At 56.4% G+C, this 18,920-nt stretch carries 19 protein-coding genes and 1 tRNA gene; 18 read left to right on the forward strand and 2 right to left on the reverse strand.

Features of this window, described 5'->3' with window-relative positions; genetic code table 11:
• Positions 1 to 135: 135 nt before the first annotated feature.
• Positions 136 to 993, reverse strand: a complete 858-nt coding sequence (locus tag K1V27_RS07735) for a universal stress protein (RefSeq protein ID WP_258929081.1) — start codon at positions 991 to 993, stop codon at positions 136 to 138.
• A gap of 173 nt (positions 994 to 1,166) precedes the next feature.
• Between K1V27_RS07735 and K1V27_RS07740 the strand changes: the two genes are divergently transcribed.
• Positions 1,167 to 1,241: transfer RNA gene (locus K1V27_RS07740), tRNA-Cys, on the forward strand.
• Between the two features lie 291 nt (positions 1,242 to 1,532).
• Here the strand turns inward: K1V27_RS07740 and K1V27_RS07745 are convergent.
• The gene (locus K1V27_RS07745) at positions 1,533 to 2,078 is read right to left on the reverse strand and encodes a hypothetical protein (protein WP_258929082.1); all 546 of its coding nucleotides are present in this window, start codon (positions 2,076 to 2,078) and stop codon (positions 1,533 to 1,535) included.
• Positions 2,079 to 2,694: 616 nt separating this feature from the next.
• On the opposite strand from K1V27_RS07745, the gene K1V27_RS07750 reads away from it, so the two are divergent.
• From K1V27_RS07750 to K1V27_RS07830, 17 genes are all read left to right on the forward strand, one after another.
• On the forward strand, positions 2,695 to 3,111 hold the full coding sequence (locus K1V27_RS07750; protein WP_258929083.1) for a hypothetical protein: 417 nt from the start codon (positions 2,695 to 2,697) through the stop codon (positions 3,109 to 3,111).
• 204 nt (positions 3,112 to 3,315) lie between these two features.
• Complete coding sequence (locus K1V27_RS07755) at positions 3,316 to 4,149, forward strand: ABC transporter substrate-binding protein (RefSeq protein WP_258929084.1); 834 nt, start codon at positions 3,316 to 3,318, stop codon at positions 4,147 to 4,149.
• 20 nt (positions 4,150 to 4,169) lie between these two features.
• Positions 4,170 to 4,865 (forward strand): ABC transporter permease, encoded by a 696-nt coding sequence (locus tag K1V27_RS07760; RefSeq protein WP_258929086.1) that lies wholly within the window; start codon positions 4,170 to 4,172, stop codon positions 4,863 to 4,865.
• A complete protein-coding gene (locus K1V27_RS07765; RefSeq protein ID WP_258929087.1) occupies positions 4,862 to 5,884 on the forward strand; it encodes an energy-coupling factor ABC transporter ATP-binding protein in 1,023 nt (340 codons plus the stop codon). Before K1V27_RS07760 ends, K1V27_RS07765 begins: the two co-directional genes overlap by 4 nt.
• 354 nt (positions 5,885 to 6,238) lie before the next feature.
• Positions 6,239 to 7,546, forward strand: coding sequence for an HlyD family secretion protein (locus tag K1V27_RS07770; protein WP_258929088.1), 1,308 nt, complete (start codon positions 6,239 to 6,241; stop codon positions 7,544 to 7,546).
• Entirely contained in the window at positions 7,515 to 9,080 is a 1,566-nt protein-coding gene (locus tag K1V27_RS07775) for a DHA2 family efflux MFS transporter permease subunit (protein WP_258929089.1), read from the forward strand. The genes K1V27_RS07770 and K1V27_RS07775 overlap by 32 nt, the downstream gene beginning before the upstream one ends.
• Before the next feature lie 24 nt (positions 9,081 to 9,104).
• A complete protein-coding gene (locus K1V27_RS07780) occupies positions 9,105 to 10,043 on the forward strand; it encodes a universal stress protein (RefSeq protein ID WP_258929090.1) in 939 nt (312 codons plus the stop codon).
• A gap of 68 nt (positions 10,044 to 10,111) precedes the next feature.
• Positions 10,112 to 11,011 carry a BON domain-containing protein gene (locus K1V27_RS07785; RefSeq protein WP_258929091.1) on the forward strand — a complete coding sequence of 300 codons (900 nt, stop codon included), beginning with the start codon at positions 10,112 to 10,114 and terminating at the stop codon, positions 11,009 to 11,011.
• A 19-nt stretch (positions 11,012 to 11,030) separates the two neighbouring features.
• A complete protein-coding gene (locus K1V27_RS07790) occupies positions 11,031 to 11,975 on the forward strand; it encodes a radical SAM protein (protein WP_258929092.1) in 945 nt (314 codons plus the stop codon).
• Positions 11,976 to 12,095: 120 nt separating this feature from the next.
• Positions 12,096 to 13,688, forward strand: a complete 1,593-nt coding sequence (locus tag K1V27_RS07795; RefSeq protein ID WP_258929093.1) for a sigma-54 interaction domain-containing protein — start codon at positions 12,096 to 12,098, stop codon at positions 13,686 to 13,688.
• A 94-nt stretch (positions 13,689 to 13,782) separates the two neighbouring features.
• Positions 13,783 to 14,145, forward strand: a complete 363-nt coding sequence (locus K1V27_RS07800; RefSeq protein ID WP_258929094.1) for a NifB/NifX family molybdenum-iron cluster-binding protein — start codon at positions 13,783 to 13,785, stop codon at positions 14,143 to 14,145.
• The gene (locus K1V27_RS07805) at positions 14,135 to 15,856 is read left to right on the forward strand and encodes a sensor histidine kinase (protein WP_258929095.1); all 1,722 of its coding nucleotides are present in this window, start codon (positions 14,135 to 14,137) and stop codon (positions 15,854 to 15,856) included. The genes K1V27_RS07800 and K1V27_RS07805 overlap by 11 nt, the downstream gene beginning before the upstream one ends.
• Position 15,857: 1 nt before the next feature.
• Complete coding sequence (locus K1V27_RS07810) at positions 15,858 to 16,226, forward strand: response regulator (protein WP_258929096.1); 369 nt, start codon at positions 15,858 to 15,860, stop codon at positions 16,224 to 16,226.
• On the forward strand, positions 16,216 to 17,001 hold the full coding sequence (locus K1V27_RS07815) for a sensor histidine kinase (protein ID WP_258929097.1): 786 nt from the start codon (positions 16,216 to 16,218) through the stop codon (positions 16,999 to 17,001). The genes K1V27_RS07810 and K1V27_RS07815 overlap by 11 nt, the downstream gene beginning before the upstream one ends.
• Positions 17,002 to 17,031: 30 nt before the next feature.
• Entirely contained in the window at positions 17,032 to 17,406 is a 375-nt protein-coding gene (locus K1V27_RS07820; RefSeq protein WP_258929098.1) for a response regulator, read from the forward strand.
• Positions 17,407 to 17,728: 322 nt separating this feature from the next.
• Positions 17,729 to 18,244 (forward strand): response regulator, encoded by a 516-nt coding sequence (locus K1V27_RS07825; protein ID WP_258929099.1) that lies wholly within the window; start codon positions 17,729 to 17,731, stop codon positions 18,242 to 18,244.
• Between the two features lie 141 nt (positions 18,245 to 18,385).
• Complete coding sequence (locus K1V27_RS07830; RefSeq protein ID WP_258929100.1) at positions 18,386 to 18,817, forward strand: response regulator; 432 nt, start codon at positions 18,386 to 18,388, stop codon at positions 18,815 to 18,817.
• Positions 18,818 to 18,920: the final 103 nt, after the last annotated feature.

Genomic DNA, 18,920 nt, shown 5'->3' on the forward strand with positions numbered 1-18,920 from the left:
TATCCGGCGCAAAAATCAGTGAAGATCCCGGGGCGTGTGTCAGCATTTTTTACATAGTGTAAAGATTGCCGTGCTGAGCTGCCCCCTTTGTGAGTGGAGGCAGCGGGGCATCGGGTGAGGCTTGTATGACGGGTTTCACTGGCTTACCCAGAGGGCGGCTTTTTCCAGCTCTTCCAGCAGCTTCATACTGCGGGAGCCGACCATCCAACCTTTGAGCAGGCCCTTTTTCATCCCGGCGCGGCCTACCGCGACCACCGCGTAGGCCTTCTTTTCAGTCTCGCGCACGATGGTCTTGACTACGCCGCTGGAGGGTGCCACCTGAACAGTGATGCGCTCTTTTTCCACCCCATTGTTCAACAGCACCCGGCTTGCCTCCGCAAGCATTCGGTCTATGTCCTTGGCCCCACCGGTATCGGCGTGGAACAGTGTCACGTTATGGTCCTGCTCATGCTGCAGCATGAAGCCGACATGGTCCGTGATGCGCAGGCTCGGCTCAGATCCATCGACACAAAGCAGTACGTTCCTGCGGTTTTCTTCCGGCTGCCGGCAAATCCACAGGGGAAACTCGATGTTACGTTCCATTAGCGCTCTGGTGACGCTATCCTGCAGGACCTTTTCGAATATGGCATAGCCCCTTTTGCCAAGCACCACCGCGTCATAGGAGCCGCCTTTTGCTTCTCGAGCAATGTCCTTTATGGTGCCAAACTGTTTGAACATCAATTTGGCGGTGATATTTTCCCCTGGAAATCCCCGGTCAATGAGCATACTCCTGGCGATTTCAAGTGCTCTTTCACCCTTTTGGCGATAAATTTCAGTGTTCTTTTTATCGATGCTGCGCTGAACCTTGTCGCCGCTGCCGACCTCTGCACGTGGTGACACGTAGAGAAGGGTCAGTTCCACATCCGCTTTGTTGCTGAAAAATGAGCCCACAAAGCGGACTCCCTGCATGAGCCTCACGTCTTCGCTTATGGTAATCAAAAGATGTTTCTGCATGGTTTCCTCTCCGTTGCATTGACACCTGTACGGGCACCCCATGGAAGCGATGCAGGGGCGGATCGATGTATCTACGATCATTATCAAAGGGATTCCAAAGGGGCAAGTGGTATGGTGAACCGAACTTACCCTTGACAGTGTATTCACTTTAAAGTATTTCATTAGCCGAACAAGGCGGCATACCCAAGTGGTAAGGGAGCGGTCTGCAAAACCGTTATTCACCGGTTCAAATCCGGTTGCCGCCTCCAAGGAAAATCAAGGACCCAGCCGATTCGGTCGGGTCCTTTCTTCCTTTGGTGCGATGCAGGTATCATCTGAAGCGAAGAACATCCTTGCAGTTCATATGCGGGTTATTGCGTGTCCCGAAAAATGAGGCCCGGGCGTGGTCGACCGAACCACGCTGAGAGTTCTGCACCAGCCCTTAGATAGCGCGGTTCGCCACGCCCATTTTCCAAACTGCCCGAGCAGCTGCCTTGCAGCTTCCAGGGCTTGCATGGCAAGCCGGCCACGGGCGATACTCAAACAAGCGCGGCCGCTCCCTACTTCAACAGCATCAACTCGGCGTCTTTCATCATCTTTTCGCCGTCGTTCATGAACTGCTCGCCTTGAGAAGGTGCACCTTCCTCGATCATTTTGTTCTGAACCAGGTCGTCCAGCATCTTCTTTTTGGCGTCCGTCATCATTTTTGCGCCGTCCAGCATCCTTTTCTTGCCATCGGCAATCTGCTCTTCTTGAACCAGCCTGTCGCCGTCCACCATCATTTCATAGCCCTCGGACATGGACATTTCCCCTTCCAGAGCGTCCCCTTCTTTGATGCTCCCTTGCTTGACCAGTTCTTCTTTCAGCGCTTTTTTGCCATCCAGCATCTTCTTGGCGCCATTCATCATCTCCGTGCGGCCTTCGACCTGCTTTTTGACTCCAAGCATCTCCATGGCGCTCTCTTTGGCGGTGTCTTTAGCGGTGTCTTTGACCACGTCTTTCAGCGACACCTGGGAAAAGCCCGGTGCTGCAAGCATCACGATAAAAAATCCGGTGATCAGGGAACAGACGGTTGACTTCATCAGTCTCGAGGACAAACTTTGCATGACTCACTCCTTGGGAAACCTGAATTTTAATTGGAAAAGCTAAAAACAGTAGCGACCTGGGACTCCACAAATTTGTGTCGCTTTACGTATGCATCGGCTTCACCCCCTCACGACTCGGTGTCCTGGTTTTGCGCACCATCACCTCTGCATATTAGCAAATGACATGCCAAACACTCAAGTGATTCCGATATATATGCTAACCAGATAAAAACATTAAAAAACATTAGATATCAGGCGAACCAACCGGTGATCAAGGCGAGGCAGGGACCCGCTGTGCTCAAGATGCAATGAGAGGCAAATGTACCAAATTTTTCACCTTGCTCGTACCGCTGTGCAAAAAATGGGGCGTTTCCTGGCCGTGACAGAATCGTTTCCTTTGTTGATCAAGTCACAGCCTGATTTTTCCGTCTCACAGCCACCAGGTTGTCGCCCGCAGAATACCTTGATGTCCCTTGGCTGATGCATTTCGATGGGTACCATGATCTGATCTTTGCAGAACTTGTCGGTATCCCTTGCATACGCAACGGCAATGAGCAAAAATAAGATTGTGACAATCTGGTATTAATATTTCTTCTCATGTAAATGTTTATCTAACAAATCATATAAGGAGGTAGGTGTGTTTAATGAATTTGCTTCAGGACTGGATGTCTTTATGGGTGACTGGAAAGAGACTCCTGAAAGAAACAAGGAGATGTTTGTGCATTTCAAGGAATACCTCGGCAACAAGGAGAAAGTAAGGCTTGAATTCGTACCGCGACCCGGTCTCACCTACTCACTGAGAGCCGTTCATGCCGAACAGAAAAGAAGAGGGCTGTTTGTCATGGTTGATGTGATTGAGGATTCCCCGCGCTGGCTGTCCATATGCTTCTACGCACAAATGATTAGAGATCCGGAGGAACGAGGCGACTTTGTACCCCAGGGTCTGCTTGGGGAAGATGCCGTCTGTTTTGACATCCAGGAATATGATGAGGAATTCATCCGATATATTGAAGGCCGGCTCGATGAAGCCTGCCGCAACGCCTCCAGGGAATAGCCCGGCAGCTTCAGCTGCCAATACTTGTTTCTGCTCTGTCTGCATCCCGTATTCGACCTTTTGCGTTCGATGCTGCCCGTCCGGCTTTTTTTATTGTGCGTTGTGTCAGAATTGCTATAATGGGCAAATGTCTGGAAGGGATGCGGGTTTTGATGAACGGCGGTGGCCGTTGGCGGGCACCGCAATGCAAAAAGGAGGTCGTGTATGACGAGAACGAAACAAGTATTGGCGGTGGCATTGATGTTTGTTGCGGTGACCGGTTTCATTGCGCCGGCCGGGGCCGAAAATCAGGTGTTGAAGATGGCAACCACCACAAGCACCGACAATACCGGGCTTCTGGATTATCTGGCGCCGCGCTTCAAACAGGATACCGGTGTGGAGCTGCAATGGGTTTCGGTCGGCACCGGCAAGGCCCTGGAGCTTGGCAGGAACTGCGATGTGGACGTGCTCCTGGTGCATGCTCCCGCGGCGGAGAAGAAGTTTGTGGAGGAAGGCCATGGGGTTGACCGGCGCCAAGTGATGTACAACGATTTTGTCGTCATCGGACCCAGGACCGATCCCGCCCAGGTCAGAGGTCTTGCGGTAGCGGATGCTATGAAAAAGATGGCTCGGGACAAAGCTATCTTTGTCAGCCGCGGAGACGACTCGGGGACCAACAAGAAGGAGATCGGACTTTGGAAGAAGGCGGGTATCGAAGGAATAGACAAGGAAGCCTGGTATGTCCAGACGGGTCAGGGCATGATGGCAACCATCAATGTTGCGGCTGAACGCAACGGCTACACCCTCACGGACCGCGGGACCTACATCACTTATGAAAACAATCAAAAGGGGAATCCGCCCCTGGTGATCCTGGTCGAAGGAGATCCCGGCCTGTTCAATCAATACAGTGTGATTCCCATCAATCCTGCCAAATGCCCTGATACCAAATTTGACCTGGCAAAGAAGTATTCCGATTGGATGGCTTCCGAGCCGATCCAGCAGTTTATCGGTGACTTCAAGCTGCTCGATAAGCAGCTGTTTATCCCAAACGCAAAATAATGGACTTATAACCGGTACCCATGAACTACATTCTGGAAGGGCTGGTCAAAGCCTTTCAGCTGCTGCTGAGGGGTGATCCCGAAACCTACTCCGCTATTCGCGTAACCGTGCAGGTGTCCACCTATTCCATGCTGGCGAGCCTGTGCCTGGGACTCCCTCTGGGTTTTCTGCTGGGCTATGGCACGTTCCCGCTGAAAAAAATGGTTCGAACTCTTGTGGACACCTTGCTCTCCCTGCCCACAGTTTTGATCGGTTTGATCGTGTATGCTTTTGTGTCCTACCGGGGCCCGTTGGGAGAGTATGGTCTGCTGTTCACGCTGCCTGCCATAGCCATCGGGCAGACCATTCTGGCTCTGCCCGTGGTGGTCGCCCTTGCGGCCACAGCCGTGGAGAGCCTGGACCAGAGGCTGCATACAACGCTGTTGACGCTGGGTGCCAATCCACGACAATTTCTCTTATCCAATCTATGGGAAGCGCGTTTTGGACTGCTTGCCGCAGGAGTGGCGGCGTACGGCAGAGTCCTCACCGAGGTGGGAATTTCCATGATGGTGGGAGGTAATATCAAGTGGCATACGCGCACCATCACCACTGCCGTTGCCCTGGAGACGGGCAAAGGGCAGTTCGGTATGGGTATCGCCCTGGGGTTGGTGCTCATGGCCATTGCCTTGACGGTTAATCTGTCTCTTTTCTTTCTGCGCAAGAGGACGCGTCATTGACCGAGAGCATCTATGCCTTGAAGGGGATTCGGCACTGTTACGGAGACCTGGTGGCCCTGAGCATTGATGATTTTGCAGTTGCTCCGGGCAGCATTATTGGTTTGGTCGGCCCCAACGGCAGCGGAAAAAGCACCTTGCTGCGGATGCTTTCCTTCCTGGAAAAACCTTCCCAGGGGGAAATTCTGTTCAGCGGCAGCAGCGAGGAATCGTCTACCCGATCCGCCCGGCTGCATGTCACTTTGCTCGATCAGGAGCCCTACCTTCTGAAACGCTCCGTGATGGAGAATGTGGCTTACGGGCTAAAGGTGCGGGGAATGCGGCAGGGGTATGCCATACGGGTGAAGGAAGCCTTGTCCTGGGTGGGCCTGGCCCCCGAGGAGTTCGCCCGGAGGCAGTGGTATGAGCTTTCCGGCGGTGAGGCTCAGAGGGTCGCCCTGGCTTGCCGTCTGGTGCTGCATCCGCGCGTCTTGTTGTTGGATGAGCCCACCTCGAGCGTCGATGCCACCAGCGCCGCTCTCATCAAGGAAGCGTCATTGCGCGCCCGGCAGGAGTGGGGAACCACCCTGGTCATAGCGAGCCATGATTGGCCGTGGCTGCATGAGGTGTGTGATGAGGTATTCCACCTGTTTCGCGGGAGCATCATCGGGTCGGGCATGGGCAACGTGCTGTTCGGTCCGTGGACCATCCGTGCGGACGGACTTGCGGAAAAACACCTGGCAGACGGGACAGCCATCCTGGTGAGCGCTGCACCGAACGAAAAGTCGATGGCCGTCATCGATCCCCGATCCGTTTCGGTCCATAAGGCTCCTGCCGCAACGGAGGGCCGGGCCAATACCCTCGCCGGTACCATATCGGCCCTGGCCCTGCAGAAGCACAGCGGCAGGGTGCTGGTGACCGCAACGGTCGATTCCATTCATTTTCACGCTGAGCTGTCCAGCACAGAGGTACGTGCGCGCGGTGTTTTCCCGGGAGAGCAGGCATGGGTCTGCTTTCGACCTGAGGACGTCCGCTGGATCTAGTCCGCATCCATCACATTTTCATCGGTACATTGGCGGGCAATCATCCGATGAGCGGGCGACTTTTTCCATCCCTGCCTTGATTTCCGTCTGCAATCCACACGAACATTAGAGAAAAGAATCATTAAGCTGAACGGCAAAGTATGGTAAAAGAACAGCCGACTGCAGAGCAAGGCTGTGGGGCCCGCACAAGCAGGCCGTTTCCATCCGCTGGCTGCACGATTCCTCTCCCTTAGGGGAAAGAGGGGAGTTTCGGATGGAGACCGGGTGCGTGTCTGCCCTGGGGTGATACCGACTGGGCTGCGGGATCCCAGCGGCTGCGGCCGGAAAACAACCATAGAGGGGAGTTGAGCAAAGATGGCCGATGCGAGTGTTTCTCCTCAGGCTCAACCCAGGCGGGGCAGGAACAAGAGGATCAAGTGGTCCTGGCTGCTTGGAGCAGTGCTGGTGGGAACAGCGCTGATCAGTGCTTACTGGTGGTTTTTCATGCGCAACCGCGTGACTACCGACGACGCCTACGTTAAGGCGGACAGTGCTACGGTGAGCACTCGAGTGCCCGGAACCATAACGCGGCTGCTGGTTGACAACGATCAGTTTGTGGCCAAAGGCACCGTTTTGCTGGAGCTGGATCCGACCGACTATCAGGCGGAAGTGGATAAGAGACGTGCCGCCCTGGAGCGAACGGAAGCGGATGTCAAGGTGTCGCGGCTCACCGTTGAGCTCACCGATTCCGTCACCCAGGCCCGGGTCGAAATGGCTGAGGCGGCCCTCAAGTCGGTTCAGGACAAAGAAAGGGAAGCCCGCCATCGGTTGGACGAGCTGCAGCAGCACCGCGCCTTTGCCGAGGCGGAATTTATTCAGACGCGGCGCGATAATGAACGCTACTCGAATCTGCATAGATCCGGCGCCGGGTCGCAGCAGCAGCGGGATAAAGCGAGCACCGCCTTCAAAAAGGCGGCGGCCCAGCTGGAGGCCACGGAAGCGCAAATTGCTGCAGCCAAGGCTTCGCTGGCGGCAACCCTGCAAGATATCAAACGCGCCCGGGCGGAGCTGCAGAGCGCCCTGGCAGATCGCCTGCAAGTCCATGTGGAAAAGAACAGACTGGCTTCTCTGATAGCCAGGCGCGCGGAGATGCAGGCGGACCTGCAAATGGCCCAGCTCAACGTGTCCTACTGTAGCGTTGCAGCGCCCATTGCGGGCTACATCGCGCAGAAGCGCATTCAGCTTGGAGACCGAGTGCAGCCGGGCCAGGCGCTCCTGGCGGTGGTGCCTTTGCAGGCCGCCTATGTGGAAGCCAATTATAAGGAAACCGAGTTGGAGCATGTGCGTCTGGGGCAGCCGGCGGAGGTGCGTGCGGATATCTACCCCGGCCACGTCTATCACGGCAAGGTGGTCGGAATTCGTGCAGGTACCGGGGCCGCCTTTTCGTTGCTGCCGCCCGAAAACGCGACGGGCAACTGGATCAAGGTAGTCCAGCGGGTGCCGGTCAAGATCGAGCTGGATCCGCGCCCTCCTGCGGAATATCCACTGCGCGTGGGGCTTTCCCTGGTGGTGACCATATCCACTGCCGACCGGAGTGGACCGCGGCTCATTGCCGAGCACACATTAACCAGTTCAGCCGGAATGCTTCCCATTGAATCCGCAAACCGTTCCACAGACCAATAAGTGGCTGGTTGCTCTGGCGGTCATCCTGCCAACCTTCATAGAGGTCATGGACACCAGCGTGGTGAACGTCTCGCTGCCCCATATCCAGGGGAGCCTGAGCGCGGGGGTGGATGAAGTCACCTGGGTGTTGACGTCGTACCTCGTTTCCAATGCCATCATCATACCCATCACCGGATGGCTGTCGAGCGTTTTCGGCCGCAAACGTTATCTAATTTTTTCTGTGTCGTTATTCACGTTGAGTTCGCTTGCCTGCGGAGCGGCGCCAACGCTGCCCATACTGGTGGTGGCACGCATCTTCCAAGGGTTGGGCGGCGGCGGTTTGCAGCCACTGTCCCAGGCAATTCTGCTGGAAGCCTTCCCCGTGGCCGAGCATGGCATGGCGATGGCGGTGTTCGGCATGGGAGTGGTGTTTGCCCCCATCCTCGGTCCGGTCATTGGAGGCTGGATTACGGACAACTGGAACTGGCGCTGGGTATTTTACATCAATCTGCCGGTGGGAGCGTTGGCCATTTTCCTCGCCATTCTGCTGATCCACGATCCCCACTACATCCGCCGTGCCAGGTTTCACATCGATAAATGGGGTCTTTTCCTCATTGCGGTTGGCCTTGGCTGTCTGCAGATTGTTCTCGACAAGGGCCAGCGGGAAGACTGGTTCGATTCTCATCTTATCGTCGTGCTGAGCCTCATTGCTGTGATCTCTTTGATCGCCTTCATTATTGTTGAGCTGCGCGCCGAGCACCCGGTGGTCAACCTGCGGGTATTCCTCGATCGAACCTTTGCCGCCGGGAATGTGATCATGTTCATGGGGTTTTTCTGCCTGTTTGGCGGAATTGTCATGCTGCCGCTCTATGCCCAGACGCTGATGGGCTATACCGCGTTGTGGGCGGGTCTTCTGCTGGGACCGGGAGGTGTGGCCAGTCTGGTCATCATGCCGATCGCGGGCATCTTGATGAAAAAGGGGGTCAGTGCGCGCCTGCTGCTTGGCATCGGGTTGAGCATCATGGCCTATTCGCTGTGGTTGATGTCGGGCTTCAACCTGCAGGCCGATTTTTTCTCCATCGCCTGGCCGCGCATTGTCCAGGGGCTTGGCATGGGACTTTTTTTTGTGCCGCTTTCCGCTTCCACCTACGTCAATATTCCCAGAGAAGAAATGGGGAACGCGTCCGGGATTTTTAACCTGCTGCGCAATCTCGGGGGCAGTTTTGGAGTCGCTTTCAGCGCCACTCTCCTGGTCCAAAGGGCGCAGCTGCATCAAACCTTTCTGGTGGAAAACGTCACTCCGTTCAGCCCGCAGCTGCGCGACTATGTGAATCGGCTACTGGAGGCCCTGCCCGGTCATATGGGGGCATTTGCCGATTCCTCCCGGCTGCTTGCCGCCATCTACCGGGAAGTGCTGAGGCAGGCCAATATGCTCGCGTTCAACGATATCTTCTGGCTGTTTGCCTGGTTTACCGCCGTGCTGGTGCCGCTCACTTTCCTGATGCGGCCGCCAAAGGGAGACGCGGCCGGGCGGGCGCCGGGCGGTGTGCACTGAGAACCCAGTGAGGAAGGAGCATCCGTGCAAGATACTATGCGCATCCTGATCGCAGTCGACGGGTCAAATCATTCCCTCAATGCTGTCCGGTATGTCGGCCGTTATTGTTCGCACGGCGTGTTTGTCAATTTCATTCACATTCTGCCCAAGAAGCCCGAGCAGGTCTTCTGGCAGGTGAATCTGGATGAGGCTTTCATTGCCACCATGAAGGCCAGGTATCAGAGGTGGGAGCAGGAACAGCGACGAGCGGGCCGGGCGGTGCTCGAATCGGCCAGACATCATCTGGTACGCTGCGGCTTCCGGGAAAATCGCCTGCACACCATGCTGTGCGAACGACAAACGGGAACCGCTGCCGACATCGTTGCCGAGGCGCAAAACGACTACCAGGCCCTGGTGATTGGTCGGCGCGGATTGAATAAAATGGACAGCCTTTTTCTGGGGAGCGTATCCAATAGGATCGTCGAGCTTTTGAAAGACACCCCGGTGTGGCTCATTGGAGGAGATGTTCGTTCCATGAGGATATTGGTGGCCGTTGATGGTTCGCATAACTCCGCCAAGGCGGTGGAATATCTGGCCGGTTGTGCACTGAGCGGAACCGCTGAAATCGCTCTCTGCCATGTGGTCCGGGGCCTGGATTCTTTTGGTGCTCCCGTCTTTGAGCTCGATCAAGACATGGCAACGCGGCTGGAAGCATCACTGAGAGCAGGGCTGACCAAAATGTTTGACGATTACAGGGAGCGCCTGGTCAAAGCCGGCATCAGCGCGCAGCGCATTTCCACAAAATACCTGCCCCACAGCTTCAGCCGGGCGGGCGATCTTCTGCGCGCTGCGCGCCAAGGCGGGTACGGCACCATCGTTATGGGCAGGCGGGGCATCTCAAAGGTTCGACAGTTTTTGTTGGGGCGGGTTACCGTTAAAGTCCTCAATGGTGCCGACGATTTGGCGGTTTGGATTGTGCCCTGAGCAATGCCGGCATCGGATCGTGGCCCATCTTGACTCGAGAGGTATGAGAACATTAGGGAGGAGACAGCATGAGAGCGATTTTAGCAGCCGTTATAGTGGGTTTTTCAGTATTTGCCCATCTTCCTTGTGCAGGGGTGTCGCTCGAGGAGGCGAGCAAGTCCGACCTGTGGCTGGAAGCCCAATTGGTGACCACCTATGCGTTGAACGACAGCTTGAACCCATTCAAATTAGATGTGAAGGTGAAAGATGGAGTGGCAGAGCTGAGCGGTGTCGTGGATACTCCCGTGGAACGTGAACTGGCCGTTGAGATCGCGCGCGGGGTGGATGGCATTCGAGAGGTTCGGGACAATATCACGGTGCACCTCCAGCCGCAGCAGGGCAGTCAGGCAAGCCCGCAACGCTCCTCCTGGTACCGGGAGATCGAAGATATGACCATCACCGCCAAAGTCAAAACGAAGCTCATGTGGAACCGCTATACCAATGGGCTCAATATGGATGTGAGCACAAATGCCGGGGTGGTGACCCTCAAGGGCCGGGTCGAAACCCGGGCCGTGCGCGATCTGGCCGGCCAGATCGCGCAAAATACCGAGGGGGTCCGCAGGGTGGACAACCAGCTGAGGGTACCCACGGACACGGCTCAACCGCAGTCGGAAAGTACCGGTGCGGGCGACCCCGTTGACCAATTGAGCGAAATGGCCGAACGGTTCAAAGGGACGGTCAGCAAGAGCCTGGAGGGGGCGGGCCGGAGCGCCGGCGATGCCTGGATCACGGCCAAGGTCAAGACCGTACTCATGTTCAGCAGGGATGCCGAAGGGTCCGACATCCAGGTGAGCACCAAGGAGGGCGTGGTCACTCTCAGCGGAACCGTGACGAGTCAGGCTCAGGCAAGCCGTATCGTGCAAATCGCACGCGATGTACAGGATGTCAAGGAAGTGAACTCGGCGCTGATAGTGGAAGAGAGCATCTGACCGTTCCATCAGGGGTAGTATGATTCATCGTCCCGGCTATCTGGAGCTTGCCCAAAAGGGAGTGCTTTGGGAGCGTGCCCGTGTGCTGGAAGATCTGCTCAACGCGTGCGCTTTGTGCCCGAGGCGCTGCAGGGTCAACCGCAACCAGGGGGAACTTGGCGCGTGCGGCGTAGATTTCAGGCCCAAAGTCGCCGCCATGACCATTCATCCCTGGGAGGAACCCCCCATTTCCGGAACCGCAGGCTCCGGGGCCATCTTTTTTTCCGGCTGCACGCTGCAATGCCTCTTCTGCCAGAATTACCCCATCAGCCAAATGGGGGTCGGCCGCAGGGTGAGCGTGCAACATCTGGCCGAGGGGATGCTCAGGCTGCAACAGCGCGGGGCTCACAACCTTAACCTGGTCACCGCCACTCACCAGCTGCCCGCCGTGCTGAGCGCCCTTTGCCTGGCAGTGCCACGCGGGCTCCATCTGCCCATCGTGTACAACACCAGCGGGTATGAGCGCGGGGAAATTTTGCGGCTGCTCGAGGGGATCGTGGATATCTACCTGCCCGATGTCAAATATGACGATGCGGCGGCGGCGCAATTTTGCTCGGGCAGGGATGATTATGTGCACTACAACCGGTCTGCGCTGGTGGAAATGTGGAGGCAGGTGGGCCCCTTGCAGATGGATAAACAGGGGGTTGGGGTGCGCGGCCTGCTGGTGCGTCACATGGTATTGCCCAACAACCTGTCCGGAACCCGTGGCTGCCTCACTTTTCTGCATCGGCGGATGGGGCCGAACGTGTGGGTGAGCTTGATGAATCAATACTTTCCCGCGCACAAGGCGTTGTTCGTGCCGTTGCTGCAGCGCAAGGTGAGCTCGCAGGAATACCGGCAGGCGTTGGACATCCTGTTTGAACTGGGACTGGTAAACGGGTTTGTGCAGGAGTGCCCGACGAGCGACGCAGCCGAGGGCGCCTGAGGTGCTGGATCAATTTGAAACGATTCATGAAATTTTGAAACATTTGTTTTGACAGCCTGCGGCACTTCTTCTAGACTCCCAAAACGGACGGCTGCCAGAGCGGCGCCGGCAGGCGGTCCGATGATGGGAAATTCCTCTCAAAGAGGTGTGGGTAACCGGCGGTTCAAGGGAGAGGGAGTTCGCGGACAGGCTCCCGGGGCTGCGCCCGGCCTGCTGAGACGAACCCGCCGCCGGCCGGTGCTCTCGGTTAAGCCGCAGGTAACAGTAGCCGAACGAATAGGTGTTTCCTCCTGGTCATGCATGATGAATTTTGCCTGCAACTCGCATATCAGTGGACTTTTCGATCGACCGGTTGCGCTTGCCCCGCTGTTGGATGAAATCCCCGTTGCCATTGCGCTACTCGATCCCAATCGGCGCATCGTTTTTGTCAATAGAGCTCTGGAAGCGCTGACCGGTTTTGCCTATCCCGACCCGGCGGGAATTCCCTGCGCCCAGGTCATGCGCAGCGACATCTGCCTGCAACGCTGCCCCGCCGCGCGACTCGATGACCCGCTGGACCCCCTGTGCCTCGAGGGTGATATTTTAAATCGTGATCGGCAGAAGATACCGGTGCGGGTGACCTTTGCCCCGATTCGGGACGTCCATGGCTGCCTCATCGGATTCCTGGAAACACTGGAAGACGTTAGACTGCTGCGCGAACTGGACGGAAAAATCGGCAGCGCTTACGGCTTTGGTAAATTGATTGGGCGCAGCCCCGAGATGGAGCGGATTTTCCGCATCCTTCCGGTAATCGCCCAGTCGGATTCCTCGGTTCTGATCACGGGTGAAACGGGGACCGGCAAGGATTTTGTCGCCGAAGCCATTCATCAGTCCTCGCAGCGTGCCAAGGGTCCCTTCGTCAAGGTCAACTGCGGGGCTTTACCGGAAACGCTGCTGGAATCGGAGTTGTTCGGACACCAGAAAGGCGCCTTCACGGGTGCCATGGAAAACAAGCCGGGCCGTTTCCGCCTGGCCCACAACGGCAGCTTATACCTCACCGAAATCGGCGATCTGCCGCTTTCCCTGCAGGTGAAGCTGCTGACCTTCCTGGACGACAAGGTGGTCTATCCTTTGGGAAGCACCAAGGGATTTCATGTCAATGTGCGGGTCATCGCCGCCACCCACCGCAACCTTGAGCAGATGGTTCAGGCCGGGGATTTCAGGGAGGATCTGCTGTTTCGGTTGAACGTGGTGCGCCAGCACCTGCCCCCGCTGCGCGAACGGGGTGATGATCCTCGCCTGCTGCTGGATCACTTTCTCAACAAGCTGTCATCCCAGTTCAAGAAGCCCATCAAAGGCTTTTCCCCCAAATCGCTGCGGATTCTGCAAGGTTATTCCTATCCCGGCAACGTGCGCGAGCTGCGCAACATTGTGGAATATGCCGTCAATTTTTGTCAGGAAGATCAAATCCAGCCGCGCCATCTGCCTGCCTATCTCACCCAGGCCAAGCATGCGCCGCCCCCCGCGGAACGGGCAGCGACGGGCGTTGGCGCCGTGTCCACGCTGTTGTTGAACGGCAAAGAGGCAGATCTGAATTGGCAAGACCTGGAACGTAAGATGATCATGGAAGCGCTTTTGAAGGCCAAGGGACGACGCAGCCAGGCCGCCCGAATTCTGGGTTGGGGAAGAAGCACCTTGTGGAGGAAGATGAAGCACTACGGACTTGCTTCGTGAGGGAGGCGCCGGTTACCGGGAGAGCGCAAACGACAGTGGAATGACGCTGGGGAAAGGCACATTGTGCAGATGAAGCAGCTGCAGGGCAGGTCGCATGCCCAATAAGGTCCTGGTCACCCTTTACGGGAATGATGTGGCGCCGCGTTTCGATCTGGCCACCGAGGTGCTGATCGCCGCGGTGGACGACGCGGGAGCGGTGCACGAGGAAAAAACCATGGTTCTGCCCCAGGCGTCCGCTGAAAAGCTCTGCCATATGGTGCTCACCGAAGAGGTCAGGGCGGTCATTTGTGGAGGTATTGAACAGGAATATTACGACTATTTGACGTGGAAGCGCGTTGTTGTCATAGAATCGGTGGTGGGATCGTACCGCCGGGTTCTGGAGGAATTTGCACGGGGCCGGCTGAAAAGTGGGGACATCCTGTTTGACGCAACGGTAGAGGAAGCAAATGGCGGTTAAAAAATGGTTTAAGATGGCAAATCTTTTACACGTGCCGGAGGAAGGGGATGCCCATGCCCGCTACAATATCCTGCGGCGCAACATGATCATCATCATGATTCTGGTGACGCTCATTCCACTTCTGTTGATGGCCTTTGTGAATTACCATCAGTATCGCACCGCATTGCGGGACGAAATTGTCAATCCCCTGCGCGTCCTGGTGAACAAGACCAAGCACTCGTTCGAGCTGTTCCTTGCGGAACGTCTTTCTACGGTGAGCTTCATTGCTTCGGCCTATTCGTATCAGGAACTCGCCGATGAGAACACGCTCAACCGTATTTTTCAGGTGATGAAGCGCGAGTTTGGCGGCTTTGTCGACCTTGGACTGATTGATTCCAATGGGATTCAGGTGAGTTATGTCGGCCCCTACGATCTCAAAGGAAAGGATTACGCCGAACAGAGCTGGTTTCATGAGGTGCAGGTGCGGGGCAGTTATATCAGCGACGTATTCATGGGTTACCGCAAATTTCCGCACATCGTCATGGCCGTTCAGCATCGCAGCCTGACCGGCCAGACCTGGATTTTACGGGCCACCGTCAATACGGAAAAATTCGATGATCTGATCGCATCCATGGGGCTCGACCCGGAAAGCGACGCGTTTGTGCTCAACCGCAGCGGGGTTTTCCAGACGCCTTCCCGGTTTTATGGCGGCGTCCTCGAACAATTTCCTCCTCCCCTGCCTCCGGTCAGCTACGAAGCCAACGTGATCGAGGACAAGGGACCGCGAGGGCGGGACGTGTTCCTGGCCTATGCCTATTTTGTGCATCCGGCCTACATTCTGGTTGTGGTCAAACCCAAGGCCGAGGTGCTCAAGACCTGGTATACGCTCAAGAGCGAACTGGCTATCCTGCTGGCGGTGAGCAGCGGCATCATCATCCTGGTGGTGTACAGGATTGCCGGTATTTTGGTGCGACGCATCCGGGAATCCGATGAAAAACGCGAGGCGGCCTTCAACGAGATGCAGCAGACTCACAAGCTTTCTTCCATCGGCCGACTGGCGGCGGGGGTGGCGCACGAAATCAACAATCCGATGGCCATTGTCAATGAAAAGGCCGGATTGATGAAGGACTTGATCGAATACAAGGAGAACTTTCCGGACAAGGAAAAGTTCCTTTCACTGGTCAATGTGATCCTGCAGTCAGTGCAGCGCTGCCGTTCCATCACCCATCGGTTGCTGGGCTTTGCCCGCCGCATGGAAATCCAGATTGAGGTGCTGGATCTCAATGAAGTGGTCAAGGAGACCCTCACCTTTCTGGAAAAAGAGGCCCTTTACCGGAACCTGGATTTGCGCCTCAACCTGGCGCCAGATCTCCCTCGAATCGCCTCGGATCGAGGGCAGTTGCAGCAAGTCTTTTTGAATTTTCTGAACAATGCCTTTGCTGCCGTGGAAGACGGCGGCATGGTGGCCATCACTACGTGGGAGCAGGATCTGGATACCGTGGGCGTTTCCATCACGGACAATGGGGTCGGCATGTCGGAGGAAACCTTGAAGCATATCTTCGAGCCCTTTTTCACCACCAAGAAGGACAAGGGTACCGGGCTTGGTCTACCCATCACCTATGGGATCATAAAGAAGCTTGGCGGCGAAATTGAAGTGCAGAGCAAGGAGGGGCAGGGGACAACCATGACCGTATATTTGCCGAAGAAGCCCAAAGAAGGCCTGGGAGGGTAGCATGCAGGACTGGAACGTGATCCTGGTGGATGATGAAGAAGAGTTTGTGTCAACTCTCGCTGAGCGGCTTCGGTTGCGTGGAATTCCCGTGCGCGTGACAACCGACGGGGAGGAGGCGCTGCGCATGATGGAAACGGATCCTCCCCAGGTGGTCGTCCTGGATGTCCTCATGCCGGGACTTGGCGGGCTTGAAGTTTTGAAGCGGATCCAGGCGGACTATCCTGAAGTCAAGGTGATTCTTCTGACCGGCCAGGGTTCCACCTGGGACGGGATTCAGGGAATGCGCATGGGCGTTTTCGATTACCTGATGAAACCACTGAACATAGACGATTTGATAGGTAAAATCCGCGAGGCCGTCGGTGGCGGTTGATCGAGTCTGGAGGGCAAGCGTTGAACCGCTTTTGGGCGACCTGGACGGTGAACAGGGCGGCTGCCCGGCACCTTTTTTCGAACGGGAGCAGAAAATGAACCAAACCACCGCAAGAGAACTGGCCTTTTTCGGCAGAATCACCGCTGGGTTTACCCACGAAATCAAGAACATTCTGGCCATCATCAAAGAGTCTTCAGGGCTCATGGAGGATCTGCTGTCCCTCACGAAGGACGAGCCGTTTCCCCACTGGGAGCGCTTTTCGCATCGTGTTGAGGTCATCAAGCAGCAGGTGCAGCGCGGCGTGGAACTGGCAACCCATCTCAATCGCTTCGCCCACAGCCCGGATGAGCCCGTCAGCCCTATCGATCTCAATGATCTGACCGATCAGCTGGTACGACTCTCGGAGCGTTTCGCCCGCCTGAAAGAAGTGGGTCTCACGCGGAGCGGATCGAATGCTTCGATCGTCCTGGTCACCTCGCCGGTGGCATTGCAGATGACGGTTTTTCTTTTGCTGGAAAGCTGTTGGAATCAGATGCCGGCCGGCAGTGCAATGGAGCTGCGGGCCGAGTGGCGGGAGCGGCATCCCTGCCTGCTCGTTCGGATGACTGTGCCGGTCGATGATCTGGGCGCGGTCAAGCAGCACATTGCGACTTCGGAAGGCTTTACGGTGGCCCGGCAGTCGGCGCATGAGCTGGGAGGCCAAATGCTTGACGACATTCCGGACGGCTTTGCTCTGTTGTTTACCGAGACCCGTGTGGATCAGCAGGCGGGCTGACTTTTTAGACACCCGGCGGGAGTGGGCGCGATGGAACCATGCAAAGTTTTGTTGGTTGACGACGAGGTGGAATTTGTACTTGCTCTCGCAGAAAGGTTAACCATAAGAGGCCTGCATACGCAGGTGGCACACAACGGGGAACAGGCCCTGTTTGTGCTGCAGGATTATGCACCCGATGCCGTCCTGCTCGACCTCAAGATGCCCGGAATGGACGGGTTGGAAGTGTTGCGCCGCGTAAAAAAAATAAACCCGCAGGTCAAGGTGGTCATCCTCACCGGACACGGTTCCGAACAGGATGCCGAGATTGCTCAGCGACTGGGTGCTTCCGGCTATCTGCAAAAGCCCGCCGACATTGGCGTGATTGTGGATACGATCAAGCGCGCGTGCTCGGGCTTTGCCGACTGAACGGGGAGCGCCGCTTGGCCGCTTGCCCTGTAGGGCGCTCTGCTGTGCGCGGCAGAGGGTTTGCAGGGGGTTCCCGAGGGGGTCTGCCGGCACCCTTATGTGGCAATATGTTTCAAATTTAAACGAAGCGTTTGTGCCAAAACGTTTCAATATGTATTGCAAAGCCTGTCATTCTCCCACCTTCATATATAATTTAGCGTAATCGTTATAAAAATAATCTGGCATGGAACTTGCCGTGATCTCTGCCGGGGTTGCACACGGGCGGCCGTCGGCTGCGTCGGCCGTAACCACGGCGCCGAAATTTTTTCCTTTGAGTCGAACTATGCCCATACGCGTGTTGCTCATAGATACCGATGAGAATTTCTGCCAGAATCTGTCGCAGCGCCTGCTGATGGAAAAGTACAAGGTGCTGGTCACGGCGGATGTGGCGGAAGCCAAGAAAATAGTCCAAAGGGAAAAAATTGATGTAGTATTGTTGGGGTTGAAGGGGTTGCGGCAGCGGGGCCTGGCGTTGCTCGCCAACATCAAAAAGATGCGGCCCGCCACCGAGGTGATCTTGATGCTGCCCGACGGACACCTTGCCCTTTCCATTGAGGGCATGCGATTGGGGGCCTTTGATGATTTGTTGATGCCGTTTGACATCGAAACTCTGCTGAGCAGAATCACCGCCGCCTATCACCACGGGCAGGCACAAAAGCGCATCAGGCGCGGGCCCCTCGACAAACAGCACAACAGGGTCCTCGATTACGCCAAGGGCGGGCGTTGCGGCCTCGATCAACTGCGCCGGGGGGAAGGCGCCTCCCCCGGTCCGGGCGATTCTGAAGAGAAGGAAGGGTAGCCACCAGGCGGGATCTGATGACGTCGTCCGGCCGGCAGGCTGCGCCTGGGGCAGTGCAATTTTGCAACACGGAAAAAGGGAAGCAGTAGTTGACAGATTCAATCGAAAACCGGGGGCCGAGTCGAGCGAGGAGGCATTGGAATGAAAATCAGAGTGTTGTTGGTCGATGATGAGAAAGAATTTGTGGAAGTTTTGGCGGAGAGGCTGGAGACAAGAGACTTTGCGGTGAGCATGGCGTTCAGTGGTGATGAAGCGCTGCAGGTCATTGCTCAGCAGGAAATCGATGTGGTTGTTCTGGATGTCCTGATGCCGGGCAAGGACGGCATCGACACGCTGCGTGAGATCAAGCAGCAGAAGCCCATCTTGGAGGTCATCATGCTCACCGGCAACGCCACGGTGGAATCGGCGGTCGAAGGGCTCAAGCTCGGCGCTTTCGATTACCTCATGAAACCCACCGAGACCAAGGATCTGGTGGCAAAGATTGTCAAGGCATACAAGCGCAAGGCGGAGCAGGAGGAGCGCATCCGCAATGCGGAAATCGAGCGTATTATGCTGACCAAAGGGTGGGGCTAGCGAATCCTGGAAAACTCGCAGCAGGGGTTGACAATCGGGGCGACGCGTGGGGATGGGGTTCGGGGCCTCGTTTTTTGGCTTTGACCTTGTGAGACCATTCACA

This window comes from Desulfoferrobacter suflitae (assembly GCF_022603395.1).
GTDB lineage: Bacteria > Desulfobacterota > Syntrophobacteria > Syntrophobacterales > Syntrophobacteraceae > Desulfoferrobacter > Desulfoferrobacter suflitae.